We start from the raw sequence: 15,217 nt of genomic DNA on the forward strand, positions 1-15,217 counted from the left end.
CTGCGGCTCAGTCGTCGGCGAACCGGGCGAACCGGGCGAGGGCCGCAGCCACGGCGGCGGGATCCTCCGGCTCCTCGAACAGCTCAGGCGGCGTACCCCTGGTCGCGGTCGCGTGGGACCAGGTCCCGATCACGCGCCCCTGCTCGACGAGGGTCGGACGCACCATGCCGTTCTTTCCGGGGCCGACGGCCGCGAGATGCTCCGGGGCGCAGACGGTCGTGCGATCGGCGTAGGAGATGTAGTACTCGTCGAACGCGCCGAGGGCGTGGACGGAGGCCGCACCCGATGCTCTTCGCGGACGTCGGCGCGCGGCGAAGAGACCCTCGTCGATCTCGTCGAGCCTGCCACCGTCCGTTCCCGCTCCCGCCCGCTCGGCCGCCTCGCGCGCCTGACCGAGGGTGAGGCCCGCCCACCAGGCGAAATCGGCGATACCGGCGGGGCCGTGTCCGTCGATGTAGCGGACGAACAGCTCGGCGAGCGGGTCATCGGGCGTGACGTGCTCGCGGATGTGATCTTCCACGAGCACGAAGCGCTGCTCGCGGGCGAAGCCGGCCCTGGCGACGACCGGCCCCTGGCAGATCAGACCGTCGATCGTGAGGGTGAACAGCAGATGGATGCCGCGCTGGCCCGAGGGGTCGATGTCGATGCCCTGGAGGATGTCGAACACCTCGGCGCGGGTGCACCCTCCGTCGCGGAGCGCCGGCGTCAGCGCCCGGACGCTCGCGGCGACCATGTCGTCATCGATGCCGAGATCGCGGTGGCGCGAGGCCGCCTGCTGTCGCTGCCGCCCCGCGGTGACCTGCAGCATCCAGCCGAGGTCGCGCGCCGGGACGGTGTGCAGGGTGCCGCGCATGGTCCACCCGCGCACGATGTCACCGCGGTCGAAGGCGCGGTCGACGTCGCGCACCGTGGTCTCCCCTCGGGTGCGGACGGCCAGAGCCCAGCGACCCGCGGTGAAGTCCTGGCTCTGCACCGCGAGCATGTGGCGCGCCGCATCCGTCACCGTGGGAGCCGGCGAGATGAGGCGGTGCGATTGGAGGCGCTGCGATCGGAGGCGGTGCGATCGGAGGCGCTCGGCACGCAGGGTCGCGGTCTTCATGACCTCATCATGCCGGGTGCCGCCGACGCGGCGCACGAGGAACCTCAGCTCTGCAGCGTCACCTCTCGGCGCTCGGGGAGCACGATCGGGTGCGAGCCCGCCATGACCTCGAGCACGCGGATCACCTGGCACGAGTAGCCGAACTCGTTGTCGTACCAGACGTACAGGATGAGGGTGTCCTCATCGGCGATCGTGGCGAGACCGTCGACGATGCCGGCACGGTGCGACCCGACGAAGTCGGTGGAGACGACGTCCGGGCTCTCCACGTAGTCGATCTGCTGGCGCAGCTTCGAGTGCAGCGAGACCCGGCGCAGGTAGTCGTTGACCTGATCCTTCGTCGCGGGCCGCTCGATCGTCAGGTGCAGCACCGCGAGCGAGACGTCGGGGGTGGGCACACGGATCGAGCTGCCCGTGAGCTTGCCCTCCAACTGCGGCAGCGCCTTGGCGACGGCCTTGGCGGCACCGGTCTCGGTGATGACCATGTTGAGCACCGCCGAGCGTCCGCGTCGATCGCCCTTGTGGAAGTTGTCGATCAGGTTCTGGTCGTTCGTGAACGAGTGCACGGTCTCGACGTGTCCCTCGACGACGCCGTAGGCCTCGTCGATCGCCGCGAGCACGGGCGTGATGGCGTTGGTCGTGCAGGAGGCGGCCGAGAGGATGCGGTCGGTCTCGACGATCGTGTCGTCGTTGATGCCGTGGACGATGTTCTTGAGCGGACTCTTCCCCGGCGCGGTCAGCAGCACCCGGGCGACGCCGGTCGAGCGCAGGTGCTGCGACAGACCGGCCTCGTCGCGCCAGCGCCCGGTGTTGTCGACGACGATCGCGTCGTGGATGCTGTAGGCGGTGTAGTCGATGGTCGCCGGGTCGTCGGAGTAGATCACCTGGATGCGGGTGCCGTTGGCGATGATCTGCTCGGCGTCTTCGTCGACGGTGACCGAGCCGGCGAAGCGGCCGTGCACGGAGTCGCGCAGGAGCAGGGATGCGCGCTTGACGAGGTCGTTCTCGGCGCCGCGGCGGACGACGATGGCGCGCAGGCGCAGTCCGCTTCCTCCCCCGGTGTGGGCGATGAGGATGCGGGCGAGCAGGCGGCCGATGCGCCCGAAGCCGTAGAGCACGACGTCGGTGGGTTCGGCGGCGACGGCTCCCATCGCAGGGGCGAGCACGTCTGCGAGGTACGTCTCCAGCGGCTGACCGCTCTCGGCATGGCCGGCGACGAGGCGTGCGACATCGAGGGAGGATGCACCGGGGGCGAGCGCATGGATCGCCTCCAGCACGGCCAGGCTGTCCTCGATGGGGAGCCTCTCGTGCCCGAGCTGCGCGACGCGCTCGTGCACCTCGACGAGGCCGGTCGCCGACAGACCGAGCAGGCGGTGCCCGTGGAGCGAGGTGACGACGTCGTGTTCGCGTCGGAGCGCCCCGATGAGCGGGATCATCCGCTCCGCCAGCTCTTCGCTCTCAGTCCAGTCGTCGCGGTGTGCCGCGGAATCGTTCATCTGCGTCCTTGCATGTGTGAGCGCGCGCCGAGGTCGCCGGCGCGCGAGTTGCCGGGTGAATCGGGGGATGTCTCCAGCGTACAAGCCGCAGAACCGCGCGCCGAATCGGTGCGTCCCCGCCCCGCATTCGGCCGGGTTTTACGTCTACACTGGTGGAATAATGAGCCAGACATTTCCCGGCGACGACGCCGACCTGATCATCCGCGGCGGCCGTATCCACACCTTCGACGGGACGGGCGATATCGCTCACGCCCTCGCCGTGCGCGACGGCGTGATCGTCGCCACCGATGCCGCCGCCACCCGACTCCACGCACGGAACGTCCTCGAACTCGACGGACGCACCGCGGTCCCCGGCATCAACGATTCACACCTGCATGCCGCATGGCTCGGTGCGCGCTGGCCGCACCTGTTCTTCTCGGACACTCCCCCGGAGGAGCAGCCGCCCGGAAGACTCGTGTCGACCGCGAGCGAGCGACGATCCGCCCTGCGCCGCGCGTGGCGCCTCCTCGCCGAACACGGCATCACGAGCTACACCGAACCGGGCATCGGTCCGGGAGAGGACGCCGGGGAGACCGGATGCTTCGGCGCCGACATGCTCGACACCTACGGCGAACTGCACCGCGAAGGCGCCCAGACATCGCGGGTGACTCTGCTGCGGCTCTTCGGCACGATCGACGGCGAGAGCACGCTCGAGGACTTCGCGCACGGCATCCGCACCCCGCCACCCACCCACGACCCGCGATGGCTTGCGATCCCCGGAGTGAAGATCTTCGCCGACGGCATCCCCCCGATGGCGACCGCCTGGGTCGAGGAGCCGTATGCGGACGGCACTACCGGAGCACTGCTCACCCGAGGAGGGAGCGACCCGCTCTCCGCATTCCAGCAGATGGTCGAACTGGCCGCATCCCGCGGGATGCAGATCGCCGTGCATGCGACCGGCGACCGGTCGATCGCCGAGTTCCTCGCGGTCCTGGAGCGCCTCTCCGATGCGCCCGCACCGGCCGCTCCGCACTACGTCGTCCACGGAGACCTGGCCACGCCCGAGCAGATCGCGCGCATGCGACGGGTCGATGCCGGATTCGCCGTGCAGCCCCTGATCGCTGCGCACACCCATTCCTGGGCGGCGGCGCAGCTCGGCGAGGCGCGCATCGCCACGGCCTGGCCGCTGGCCGCGATGCTCGCCTCCGGCGCCCTCACGACCGTGACCAGCGACGCGCCGATCGCGAGTCCGGATTGGCGGCTCGGGCTCGACGCCGCGCTCGCCCTGCTCACCGACGCGGGCTTCATCGACGACGCAGCGACCCGCCACCTGCTCCTGCGATCGATGACCGTGGATGCCGCGCGACAGGACGGCGCATCGGACTGGAAGGGGTCGCTCGAGGTCGGGCACGTCGCCGACCTGACGATCCTCGACGAGGACCCGCTGACGCCCATCCGCCCGTTCTCCTCGCTCGAGGTGGTGCGCACGATCGTCGACGGCCGTACGGTCTTCTCCCGCGACTGAGCCCGCCCGCGCACGAAAACGGCGGGCGGCATGTTCACGCATGCCGCCCGCCTCTGATCCCCCTCGGACCAGTCCGCGCCCCCGGCGTCGGGCACCCGACGCCGGGGAAGTCTCACACCGCCGTCGCGACCAGCACCCGCGGGCTTCCGGGCAGGGCGACCTTATCCCGCACCTCCCAGCCCGCATCGTTCAGCCAGCCGCGCACCTGAGATTCCGGATACACGACGGTCCCGTCGATGACGAGGTACTCCCCGGCGTGCCGGGCGTCGATCCCGCGCTGCTCCGCGTCGTCGTCGAGGAAGAAGTCGAGCACGGTCAGGGTCGCTCCCGGAGTCGCTGCCGCCCGCAGGTTTCGGAAGATCCGGGCGTTCTCCTCGGCGGTGAAGCGATGGATGACGTGATTGGCGAAGACGGCGTCGTATGCCCCCTCGGGTGCGGCAGTCGCGGTGTCGGCGATCTCGACGACGACACGGTCGGCGACGCCCGCCGCCGCCACGGCTTCGGCGATGCCGTCCTCGAAGCCGGGAGCGTATACGAACGTGGTGTGCAACGCCGGGTTCTGCGCCATGACCGACAGCGCGAAATCCGCCGAGAGCCCGCCGAAATCGAGGGCTTTCGTGGCACCGGCGAGGTCGATGTGTCGGCCGAACTCCTGGGCGTGCAGGCGGTTGTACGTCATGACGCCGGCCATGAAGGTCGCCCAGCGGGCGTCGTCCATCTGCAGGTCACCCGGTTCGGTGGTGTCGACCGTATGGGCGAACTGCAGCCAGTGCGGGTAGCTGATCTCGTCGAGGAACGTGAGGAACGGGCCGAGGTCGATCGCCGCATCGGCACCGGTGAGGTAGGCGGCCGCATCCGGGGCCACGACGTAGTGGCCGTCCGTGCGGACCAGCAGCCCCTGGGCCGCCATCGCGTCGGCGAGCAGGTGCGCGATGCGCTCACTCACCCCGCATCTCTCGGCGATCGCCGACACCGTGTCGGCTCCGCCGTCGACGGCAGCGAAGAGGCCGATGCGACGGGCGTGGAAGAGCTGCTTCGATGCCATGTATCCGGTGGCGATGTCGAGGATCCGGGCCGCGTCCGCGGTGGGAGTGTCGGTCATGAGTGGCCTTTCGATGTTTATCTACGAATGTTGGAATTAAAGGGCATGAGGAGACCGATGGACGGCCAACCGGGTCAGTCCGCCAGGAAGTCCTGCACAGCGGTGCGGAACTCCGCCGTGTGCAACGCGGAGAGGTGATCACCGGGGACGCGGTGGGCGCGCGCCGCCGGGAGCAGCTGTGCGAGCTCGTCGATCCCGGCAGCCATCGCATCGTCCGTGCCGCCGATCAGCAGTACGGGCAGCGTGAGCCCATCGGGCCGCGGGGCGAACGGCTCCGCGGCCAGGCCCTCGATGAGGTCGATCACGTCGCCCGGTCTGTTGCCGGGCAGTGAGGCCATGTGCACGATCATTCCCGTGAGTGGATCCGCCGGGGCGGCGCCGCCGGAGACGGCCGCGCGCGCGGCCGGGAGGTCGACCAGGGTGAAGGGCTCCCCCGCGCTGAGTCCGCCGAGCACTGCCCGGCGCACCGCGACCGCGGGATGCCGCACCAGGTCCCAGGCGAGCCGGGCCCCCAGCGAGTACCCCACCAGGTCGATCTCATCCGCACCGACGGCGTCCGCGAGCGCGTCGAGCACCGCCGAGGTCGGGGCCGTGCCGAGCGTCGGACTCGCTCCGTGTGCCGGGAGATCGACCACGACGCGGGGACGGTCGCCGAAGGATCCGCCCCACTCGGCTTCCGGCCAGTCCTGCGCGCCCTGCGAGGCGAGGCCGTGCAGGAACACCACCGGACGCCCGGTACCCGGGTGCCGCTCGACGAAAAGGGGTGAGGTCATGACGCGCCGTCCTCTCGGATCAGGCGCGTCGCCGTCAGCGGAGCCGCGCCAGGAACTGGTCGATATAGGTCTCGTAGTCGGCGATCCGCTCGCCATCGGGATACATGAGGTTGATCACCGTCGCGCCGACCGCCGCCGAGATGTACTCGTTCGCGAGGGGCCCGTAGTCCTGGTCGCGGATCGACCCCTCGTCGCGCGCCGCCTCCATCCGCTCGATGAGCGAGGTGCGCCAGGACGCCAGGTGCCCGCGATACAGCTCGGCGAGGGCCTCGTTGGCCATCGCGTACTCCCACAGCGCGAGCAGCACCCGCCCCGCCGCGATCTGCTCCTGGTCGCGAGGAATCGTCGCCCGCAGGAACCCCCGCAACGCGGCGTCCGCCGACGCCGGCTCCTCGCCCGCGGCCTGCACCCCTTCGGACATCTGCTGCAGGATCGTCTCGAACGTCGCCGCGACGATGCTCTCCTTGCCGGGGAAGTAGTGCTTCAGTGCGCCGTTCGCGAAGCCGGCCTCCGCCGCGATGCTGCGCATCGTCGCCGCCTCGAAGCCCCCCTTCAGGATGATGCTCTTGGCCACCTCGACGATGTCCCGTCGACGCTGGTCGTGATCGATGATCTTCGGCATGAGGTCCTTCCGGCCGATTCCGGTGCGTGGAGTGATCGGGCCTGGAGCTACCGTACCGCCGCATCGCGCACCTCCCGCAGAGCGAGCCACTGTGCACGCCGCTCCCGCTGCGCGACGGGGTCGGCGACGGGCGAGGCCAGGCGCAGCCGCTCGGAGTACGGATGCTCCGGGGCTCGGGTGACCTGCTCACCCTCGCCGACCTCGACGAGTTCGCCGCGGTACATGACGGCGACGCGGTGGCAGACGCGGCGGACGACGCCCAGGTCGTGCGAGACGAAGAGGTACGCCACCCCGGTGTCTCGCTGCAGCTCGATGAACAGATCGAGGATCGTCGCCTGCGTGGTCAGGTCGAGGGCGCTGACGGGCTCGTCGCACACGATGAGCCGCGGTCCGCGCACGAGGGCACGGGCGATCGCGATGCGCTGACGCTGCCCTCCGGAGAACTCGCTCGGGTAGCGGTCCATGGCCGATTCGGGCAGACGGACGCGGTCGAGCATCTCGCGCACCTTCGTCTCGGCAGACCTCGTCCCGATGCCGCTGGTGAGCAGCGGTTCGGCGAGGATGTCGCCGATCGTCATGGCCGGGTTCAGCGAGCCGTACGGGTCCTGGAAGACGACCTGGACGTCATCCGCGAGAGCGCGTCGGGCACGGCCGCCGAGTCTGCTGATCTCCTTCCCGTCGAAGCGGATGCTCCCGTCGGTCACGGGCGCGAGGCCGAGGATCGCCTTGCCGAGCGTCGACTTGCCCGAGCCGGATTCGCCGACCAGGCCGAGACATTCGCCCGGCGCGATGTCGAGGGAGACACCGTGCAGGGCACGGAAGGAGGTCCGCCCTCGGCCGTATTCCACGACCAGATCGCTCACTTCGAGCAACGCACTCATGCGTTCGCCTCGATCCTGGTGCGGTCGAGCGCGGCGCGACCTTCGGCGTCGTCGAGCGAGGCGGCGATCAGTTGGCGCGTGTACTCCTCGGTCGGCGCGGCGAACAGCGAATCGACCGGTCCCGATTCCACGATGTCGCCGCCGCGCATCACTATCACGCGGTCGCAGATGTCGGCGACGACGCCGAAGTTGTGGGTGACGATGAGCAGCGCCATGCCGTACTCGGCCTGGAGTTCGCGCAGGAGCTCGAGCACCTCGGCCTGCACGGTCACGTCGAGCGCCGTGGTGGGCTCGTCGGCCACGAGCAGCGACGGCTTGCCCGCGATCGCGCCGGCGATGAGCACCCGCTGCGCCATGCCGCCCGACACCTGGTGCGGGTAGCTGCGCATCACCCGATCGGGGTCGGTGAGGCCGACACGCACGAGCATCGCCCGTGCCTGCGCCTCGGCCTCCGACCTGCGGAGACCGTGGGTGCGCCGCAGCGGCTCGACGAGCTGGCTGCCGATCGTGTACGAGGGGTCGAGATTGCTCATCGGCTCCTGAGGCACGTAGCCGATCTCGCGGCCGAGCAGCGCCTGTCGCTGCTTCGGCGTCGCCTTCGTCACGTCGGTTCCGCGCACCCAGATGGCATCGGCGACCGCCCGCCCGGTGGCGGGCAGCAGGTCGAGCACCGAGAACACGGTCTGCGATTTGCCGGAGCCCGACTCTCCCACGATGCCGACGACCTCGCCGGGGGCCACGTCGAGGGTGACGCCGTGCACGACCTCGGTCTCACCGGTCGGCGTGGCGTGCACGACCCGGAGGTTCTCGACCCGCAGCACCGAATCCTCTGGCGCGTGCTGTGCGTGACCGGTGGCGGCGCGCCGCGGTGCCGTCGGGGTGGCCTCGGCGTCGGCACGCCGTCGGGAGACCCGCGGCGTGCGCACCTGCACGAGTTCGGCGAGCGTGGATCCCATGATCGCGAGCACCGCGATCGTGAGCCCGAGGGCCGCCGAAGGCCACAGCAGCATGAGCGGATAGGTGAGCATGAGACGGAAGCCCTCGAGCATCATCGCCCCCCAGCTGGGAACGTTGGAGTCGCCGATGCCGAGGAACTGGAGTCCGGCCTGCATGCCCATCGCGATGCCCGCAGTGAGCGCCGTCTGGATGATGACCGGCGGGTAGACGGCCCTGATGACGTGCCGGAAGATGATGCGCCCGTCCGACAGCCCGGAGACACGGGCCGCGTCGATGTAGGGCTCGTTGCGGACGGCGAGCGTCTGCGACCGCGCGATGCGGAAGTAGCCGGGCACCATGAACACGCCGACCGTCGCCATCAGCAGCTCGAAGTTGTTGCGGCTGCCCGCGGCCACCACGAGCAGGATGATCATGCCGGGGATCGACTGGAGTGCGTCGCTGATCCAGGTGGCGACCCGGTCGAACGTGCCCCCGAAGTAGCCGGCCGCGACGCCGGACGGCACGCCGATCACGAGCGCGGTGACGATCGTGATGAGCGCGCCCCACAGGGTCGTGCGGGTGCCGTAGATGAGACGACTCAGGATGTCACGGCCGGTCGAGTCGCCGCCGAGGAGGTGTTCGGGCCCCGGAGGCGCCTTGGCTGCGGCGAGGTCGACGAAGTTGGGGTCCATCGGCGCGAGCAGCGGCGCGAAAACCCCCACGAGCACGATGAGGACGAAGATCGCCAGCGGGATGTACCCGCCGGGGTGCCGGAGGAAGCGACGGAACAGGCTGGAACGTCGCTTCTGCGCCGCCCGGTCGAAGGCGACCCGGATGTCTGTGGTGGTCATGCGACGCGCACCTTCGGGTTGATCCAGCCGAGCACGAGATCGAGCAGGAGGTTGATGAGGACGACGAAGACGATGGAGACGACCGTGATGCCGAGGAGCATCGGGATGTCGCCGTTCTGCGAGGACTGGTTGGTGAGCTGTCCGAGGCCGGGGAGGCTGAAGATCTGCTCGACCACGATGGCTCCGGAGAGCAACCCCACGAACATCAGGGCGATGACGGTGAGGGCGGCCGGTGAGGCGTTGCGGAGGATGTGCAGGTTGACCCTGGTCGCCGAGAGACCGCGGCTGCGGAGAGTGCGCACCCAGTCCTGGCGGCTCTGGGTGATCACGGCATTGCGCAACTGCTCGGAGACGGCGACGATGCCGCCGAGGGCGAGCGAGATCGCCGGGAGGGTGATGGAACGCAGCCATCCGTCCACCGACTGCGTGGGCGGCACGTAGCCGACGGCGGGGAACCACTTCAGCTGCACCGCGAGCCACATGACGAGCACGAGGCTCACCCAGAAGCCGGGGAGCGCGAACAGGACGACGGAGATGCCCTTGATGATCCGGTCGAACCAGGTTCCCGGCCGCAACCCCGTGATCATCCCGAAGGCGATGCCGATGACAGCGGTGATCAGCGTCGCAAACGTCACGACCGACAGCGTCACGGGCACCTTGATCGCGAGCTGTGCGCTGACAGGCTGGAAGTTGCGCCAGGAGACGCCGAAGTCGAGCAGCGCGGCATGCGAGAGCCAGTCCCAGAACTGCACCAGGAGCGGACGGTCCAGACCGATCTTCTCGGCCAGGGCCGCTTGCTGGGCGGGACTCGCCGTGGTCCCCAGGAGCGAAGCGGTCGGGTCGCTGATGGCGAGGTGCGCCAGGAAGAAGGTGCCGATCGAGACCGCGACGAGCAGAAGGATGCCGGACAGCAACCGCTTCGCCGTGAACAGGAGCATGGGGACCTCTCGGAAGGTGGGGGTCGGAGGGGGAAGGGTGTCGGGGCGGCCGGCGTCGCGGCCGCCCCGACGGGCGTCAGCCCTGAGTGATGTAGCGCAGCGTCGGGAACATCATCCCCACCACCGGCTGCAGCTGGATGCCGGGCGCCGTGTAGTAGATGTTGTTCGCCTGGTACCAGACCGACCACCACGCCTGGTCGACGAGGGCCTTGTTGAGCTCCTTGACGGCGTCGGTCTGCGCGTCGCCGCGCTCTGTCTGCACCTTCTCGACGAGCGGAGCGATGACCTCGTTCTGCGCGTAGTCGGGCTCGGGGTTGAACCACTGCACGCTGGTCACCTGACGGGAGACGGTGGCCACGTCGTTGCCGTCCATCGCGAGGAACGAGATGAACATCGGGTAGTTCGGCGCGTTCAACTGGTAGTCCGGCATCTGCATGTTGTCCCACGTGACCTTCACGCCGAGCTCGTTGAGCGCCTGCTCGGCCGACGGCTTCCACATCTCGAAGATGGGCGACATCGGCATCGAGATCGCGAACCCGTCCGGGTAGCCGGCGTCGGCCAGCAGCTCCTTGGCCTTGGTCATGTCGTAGGCGTACGTCTCGTTCAGCGACGGGTCGTTGATCGGCCCGCCGTCGGGGAACACCTGGTTCGTGGCGACCCCGGCTCCGCTGCCGACGGCAGCGAGGACGGCGGCTCCGTCGAAGGCGTAGTTGAGCGCCTGCCGCACCTCGAGCTTGCCGAGAGGCTCGCTCTTGGCGCCGGTGTGGTCGGTGATCACGAGCCCCGCCCAGCCGGAGACGCGCTCGGCAGTGTTCCAGCCCTGCTGCTTCGCCTGCTCGAGGTTCGCGACGTCGCCGTACTGCACGTTGATCTGACCGCTGAGCATGGCGTTGTGGCGTGCGGTGGCGTCGGTGATCGGGAAGATCGCCAGCTCGGAGAACGGATAGGTCTCGGCATCCCAGTGATCGGCGGCCTTGGTGAAGTGATATTCGGCGCCGGCCACGCTCGTCGCGCTGTCGAGGACGTAGGGCCCGGAGCCGATCGGCTCACTGCCGAGCGTGCCCGCTTCGATCGACGCCGGGGAGGCGATGTAGCTGCGGCCGAGACCCATGAGGTACAGGATCGTGTCGTCGCGCTGGGTGAGGGCGATACGGACGGTGTCGTCGTCGACCTTCTCGAAGGAGGCGGCATTGACGTAGGCCTCCCCCGAACGAGCGCCGGCCTTGAGGTATTCGAGGCTCGTGATCACGGCGTCGGCATCGACCGGGGTGCCGTCGCTGAACACGGCGTCGGTGCGGATGTCGAGGTCGATGCTGAGGTCGTCGTCGGCGACCTTCCACTCGGTGGCGAGCGACGGGATCGGGTTGCCGTCGGCGTCGAGGGCGATCAGGGCGTCGTAGACCGCGGAGAGGTACGGGCCGTCGAAGCCGATGTCGGCGAGCGAGGGATCCCAGGACGTGATGTCGAGGAAGTTCCCGATGTTGAGAGCATCGGGACTCTCGACATCGCTGCCGCCGGACGGCGAGGGTGTCGAGCCGCTGCAGCTGGTGAGCGCGAGAGTCGCGGCGACGGCCGCGACGAGCGCGAGGGGCATTCGTTTCATGGTTCCTTCTCTCGGGTGCAGGGGTGGTGAAGAAGGGGTGAGGTGCCGCTGACCGGAGGCCGGATCCGACGTCACTTCGATGTGTCGTGCTGGTTAGTCTACATGCGTGGAAAAAGAGCGCAAGAGCGTTTCCCGCTCCCGAGGCACCGACTCATGCCTCGGGGCGCACCGGCCTTGTCCGTGCGCGCAGGCATGGCCGGGCGTGGCGCATCCTGCCCTCGGATCGCAGCGCTCAGGCGGCGATGTCGAAGCGCGCTCTGCCACCCGGACGAGGTGTGCGGGCGGGGTCGACCGAGGCCGGCGGGAGGAACCACACCCTCGCGCACCCGACGCCACCGTCGATGCGGACATCCCATCCGTTGTCATGGATGCGGTGGTGACAGGTCTCGCACAGCAGCACGCCGTTCGAGAGATCCGTCGGTCCGTGGTCGCGTCTCCACCACCGGATGTGATGCGCCTTCGTCATCTCGGGCGGCAGCCCGCACATGGCGCAGCCGCCATCCCGTTCCGCCAACGCCAACCGCTGTGCCCGTGTGAACAGGCGCTTCTCGCGCCCCCAGTCGAGCACTTCACTCGCGGCTCCGAGCACGCACGGGATCACTCCGCCGCCGGCGGCCATGCGCCTCGCAGCTCCGATGCTCACCGGCTGCTCGATCCCGTCGATCTCGGCGGAGCCGGTGCCGGCCTCGAGGTCGTCGAGGCCCACCCTCACGACGATCGTGGCACCCGCCAGCGGCACCCTGGCCTCACATCCGAGCACGTGCGCGGCGAACACGGCGAGCGCATCAGCCTGAATCATCGGCACCGTGCGGCGGTCGGCGTCCGGCGCATCGGCGTCCGTCGCATCCTTCCGAGCGGCGAATGCGGCGGTCACGTACCCGCGGATCGCCGTGACGACGGGGGCTGCGGTCTCGGCGTCGAGGATCGCGTTCAGATGCAGCATCCCGTCGCGCTCATGAATGGTGAGCGATCGGCGGGAACGCTGCTCCTCGAGCCGCGGCTCCACACCATCCGGATCGAGCCACGCTTCTGCGCGAACCACCAGCTTGCGCACGTCGTCGAGAGCGAGCCCCGCCGCCTTCTCCACGAGCACCCGCTCCGCCTCGGCGACACGCACCGCTCCCGCCGGCAGTCGGCACCGATCCAACAGCGCGATGATCACCGCCGCCGCCTGGGCACTCAACACCCCCGCACCGAGCGCCTCGCGCACCACCGGATACTTCGCAGGCAGGGGCACACCCAAGAGGTCTGCGCGGGGCGCCACGGCTTCCCCGACCTTCACGAGCCGCGTCGCGTCACTCCGCGACACACCCACGGTCGCCGCGATCAACGTCGCCGGGTTCCGGAAGCCCTGCTGCTTCGCGAGGCTCTCCGCGCCCAACTCCGGACGGGACTCGCGGGAGATGCACGCGGCCACCTCGACGTGCACCGCATCCAACCGTCTCTGCAGCTCCCCGAGGGATGCACTCACCGCGATCAGCTGCTCGCGCGACAACTCGCCCGACTCGTCGGCGCCAGCCCACGCCGCGTCGAGGCGGGACATCGCCTCGTGCAGTACGGCCAACTTCGACATGACTCGATTCTACCGAAGCAGGTCGCGAGTTTCGAACATATCTTCGAATGGATGCCGGTATTCTGACGGTCGTTCCCGGTCGAGCGCTGCGCGCGGAAACCCCTTCCCTCCCGTGCGGTCCACGAAAGGCACTCGACGACAGACCGCCCGCGGCCGTCGGCCTGGCCACCTCTTCTGATCGCGATCGCCCTGGAGGTCAGCGCGACCCCTCTGCGGCCGAGGGCTTCACGCATCCGCTCTGGCTCATCGTCGTCGTGATCGGCTACACCGGCTCACTGGGGCTGCTGTCGGTCGCGCTCGATCGCGGGATGGCGATCGGCGTCGTGCTCATCGCGGCCGGTGTGGCGATGATCGAGTTCGGCGGCGCGCACTGACGCGAGCACGCAGACCGCAGCCACTCCGTGGTTCACTGGATCCGATCGCAACGGCCGAGAGGAAGAGGGCGCCGTGGGCACGTGGGGACCGGGGAACTTCGACGACGACACCGTCGCCGACGGACTGAGCGAGATCACGGACGATCTCATCGCGAAGATCGCCGAGGTGTTCGCCGACGAGGACGATGACACCGAGCTGCAGCCGGACGAGTGGGGCGGATCGATGGCGCCCGCCTGGCTGGAGATCCTCACCGACATCGGATCCGCCGGCCGCGTGGGGGCGACGTTCCCGCCGAGCAGCACGCTCGAAGCCTGGCGGGATCGCTACGTCCGCGTGTGGGACGAGTACATCGATGAGCTCGAACCCGATGAGGACTACCGCGTCGACCGGCGGCAGGTCATCGTCTCGACGTTCGAGCGCGCTCTGACCGTCGCCCGCGAGCGCGAGGCGTAGGCCCCCCTTCACCACGCGCCGTCGGCCCGCACCTCGCGGTCGACCCGGCATCCGGCGAGCGCGGCACGCACCTCGGCTCCGTGATCCCGGGCGAGCGCGAGCGCCGCGTGGTTCTCCTCCAGCTGCGCGAGACGAGAGGCGCCGAACAGCACATTCGCGGTGGCGGGGTTCGACAGGCAGAAGGCGATGCCGAGTGCGGCCGGTGTGACCCCGAACCCGGCGGCGACGCGCGCGACCTCGGGATACACGGCGACGATCTGCTCACGGACGCCTCCGACGTCGGCGCCGATCTTCCGCTCGGGCACACGCCCCGTGGCCAGGATGCCGCCCTCGAACACATCGGACGCCTGCAGGGCGAGCGTGCCGTCGGCGAACAGCGGGCCGTAGGCATCGCCCTCCGCCATCGCCCTCCGAGCGATGCCGTACTTCAACTGCGCGAACACCGGACCTGCCACGCTCTGCTCCGCGGCCTCGGCGAGCGCCTCCCGTGTGTGCTCGATCCGCCAGTTGTTGATGCCCCAGGAGTCGACGAGCCCTTCGGCGATGAGCTCGTTCACGTCGGCGACGAGGCGCGGCATATCGGGGGCGTCGAGGTAGTCGCCCACCACGAGGGTGTCGAAGCGGTCGAGTCCCGCTCGCTCCAGCGACTCCTCGAGCTGCGCGCGGAATCCCTGGTTCGGCCAGTCCCACAGCCAGAGCTTGCCGCACAGCACGATGTCGGCACGATCGACGCCACTGGCTCGCAGCGCCTGCCCGAACAGGACGTCGGTCTTCGAGTTCTCGGCGTGCGGGCCCATGTTGTAGTACGCGACGTCGAAGAACCCGGCGTCCAGCTCCACCGCCCGGCGGATCATGGCGACCGCCTCGTCGGGCCCCATCCGGTCCCAGGTGTTCCACGATCCGAGCGCCAGCGGAGGCACGGGCACGCCTACGGGGTCCAGGCGTTTCCGGGGATATGTCGTTTCGGGCATGGAGGCTCCTTCGCCTTCTCGAGACACGGGGTTGTGTTTTTCT

Annotated in this window: 14 protein-coding genes; 3 read left to right on the top strand and 11 right to left on the bottom strand. The window is 69.4% G+C overall.

Going from position 1 to position 15,217, the window contains the following annotated elements:
- Window positions 1-7 precede the first annotated feature (7 nt).
- Together MicroSTF_RS06030 and MicroSTF_RS06035 are read right to left on the bottom strand one after the other, a co-directional pair.
- The gene (locus MicroSTF_RS06030; RefSeq protein ID WP_322954236.1) at window positions 8-1,099 is read right to left on the bottom strand and encodes a winged helix DNA-binding domain-containing protein; all 1,092 of its coding nucleotides are present in this window, start codon (window positions 1,097-1,099) and stop codon (window positions 8-10) included.
- A gap of 44 nt (window positions 1,100-1,143) precedes the next feature.
- Window positions 1,144-2,592, bottom strand: a complete 1,449-nt coding sequence (locus tag MicroSTF_RS06035) for a glyceraldehyde-3-phosphate dehydrogenase (protein ID WP_322954238.1) — start codon at window positions 2,590-2,592, stop codon at window positions 1,144-1,146.
- A gap of 160 nt (window positions 2,593-2,752) precedes the next feature.
- On the opposite strand from MicroSTF_RS06035, the gene MicroSTF_RS06040 reads away from it, so the two are divergent.
- Window positions 2,753-4,096 (top strand): amidohydrolase, encoded by a 1,344-nt coding sequence (locus MicroSTF_RS06040; protein ID WP_322954240.1) that lies wholly within the window; start codon window positions 2,753-2,755, stop codon window positions 4,094-4,096.
- Window positions 4,097-4,208: 112 nt separating this feature from the next.
- On the opposite strand, the gene MicroSTF_RS06045 is transcribed toward MicroSTF_RS06040, so the two are convergent.
- The 8 genes from MicroSTF_RS06045 to MicroSTF_RS06080 form a co-directional block, all read right to left on the bottom strand.
- Window positions 4,209-5,198, bottom strand: coding sequence for a methyltransferase domain-containing protein (locus MicroSTF_RS06045; RefSeq protein ID WP_322954242.1), 990 nt, complete (start codon window positions 5,196-5,198; stop codon window positions 4,209-4,211).
- A gap of 74 nt (window positions 5,199-5,272) precedes the next feature.
- Window positions 5,273-5,971 (bottom strand): alpha/beta fold hydrolase, encoded by a 699-nt coding sequence (locus tag MicroSTF_RS06050; protein ID WP_292762195.1) that lies wholly within the window; start codon window positions 5,969-5,971, stop codon window positions 5,273-5,275.
- A 34-nt stretch (window positions 5,972-6,005) separates the two neighbouring features.
- A complete protein-coding gene (locus MicroSTF_RS06055) occupies window positions 6,006-6,593 on the bottom strand; it encodes a TetR/AcrR family transcriptional regulator (protein WP_021201017.1) in 588 nt (195 codons plus the stop codon).
- A gap of 47 nt (window positions 6,594-6,640) precedes the next feature.
- Window positions 6,641-7,474, bottom strand: a complete 834-nt coding sequence (locus tag MicroSTF_RS06060; RefSeq protein WP_029260438.1) for an ATP-binding cassette domain-containing protein — start codon at window positions 7,472-7,474, stop codon at window positions 6,641-6,643.
- Window positions 7,471-9,261 carry a dipeptide/oligopeptide/nickel ABC transporter permease/ATP-binding protein gene (locus tag MicroSTF_RS06065; RefSeq protein WP_322954245.1) on the bottom strand — a complete coding sequence of 597 codons (1,791 nt, stop codon included), beginning with the start codon at window positions 9,259-9,261 and terminating at the stop codon, window positions 7,471-7,473. The genes MicroSTF_RS06060 and MicroSTF_RS06065 overlap by 4 nt, the downstream gene beginning before the upstream one ends.
- On the bottom strand, window positions 9,258-10,199 hold the full coding sequence (locus MicroSTF_RS06070; protein ID WP_021201014.1) for an ABC transporter permease: 942 nt from the start codon (window positions 10,197-10,199) through the stop codon (window positions 9,258-9,260). Before MicroSTF_RS06070 ends, MicroSTF_RS06065 begins: the two co-directional genes overlap by 4 nt.
- 76 nt (window positions 10,200-10,275) lie before the next feature.
- On the bottom strand, window positions 10,276-11,802 hold the full coding sequence (locus MicroSTF_RS06075) for an ABC transporter substrate-binding protein (RefSeq protein WP_231494489.1): 1,527 nt from the start codon (window positions 11,800-11,802) through the stop codon (window positions 10,276-10,278).
- A 232-nt stretch (window positions 11,803-12,034) separates the two neighbouring features.
- Window positions 12,035-13,375, bottom strand: a complete 1,341-nt coding sequence (locus MicroSTF_RS06080) for a DUF222 domain-containing protein (RefSeq protein WP_322954247.1) — start codon at window positions 13,373-13,375, stop codon at window positions 12,035-12,037.
- Window positions 13,376-13,422: 47 nt separating this feature from the next.
- On the opposite strand from MicroSTF_RS06080, the gene MicroSTF_RS06085 reads away from it, so the two are divergent.
- Window positions 13,423-13,749, top strand: a complete 327-nt coding sequence (locus MicroSTF_RS06085; RefSeq protein ID WP_231479874.1) for a hypothetical protein — start codon at window positions 13,423-13,425, stop codon at window positions 13,747-13,749.
- A 73-nt stretch (window positions 13,750-13,822) separates the two neighbouring features.
- A complete protein-coding gene (locus MicroSTF_RS06090; RefSeq protein ID WP_029260442.1) occupies window positions 13,823-14,203 on the top strand; it encodes a hypothetical protein in 381 nt (126 codons plus the stop codon).
- An 8-nt stretch (window positions 14,204-14,211) separates the two neighbouring features.
- Here MicroSTF_RS06090 and MicroSTF_RS06095 read toward each other — a convergent pair whose 3' ends face one another.
- Window positions 14,212-15,174 (bottom strand): aldo/keto reductase, encoded by a 963-nt coding sequence (locus MicroSTF_RS06095; protein WP_322954250.1) that lies wholly within the window; start codon window positions 15,172-15,174, stop codon window positions 14,212-14,214.
- Between the last annotated feature and the right edge of the window lie 43 nt (window positions 15,175-15,217).

The sequence above is a fragment of the Microbacterium sp. STF-2 genome (genome assembly GCF_034650155.1).
Classification (GTDB): Bacteria; Actinomycetota; Actinomycetes; order Actinomycetales; family Microbacteriaceae; genus Microbacterium; species Microbacterium maritypicum_A.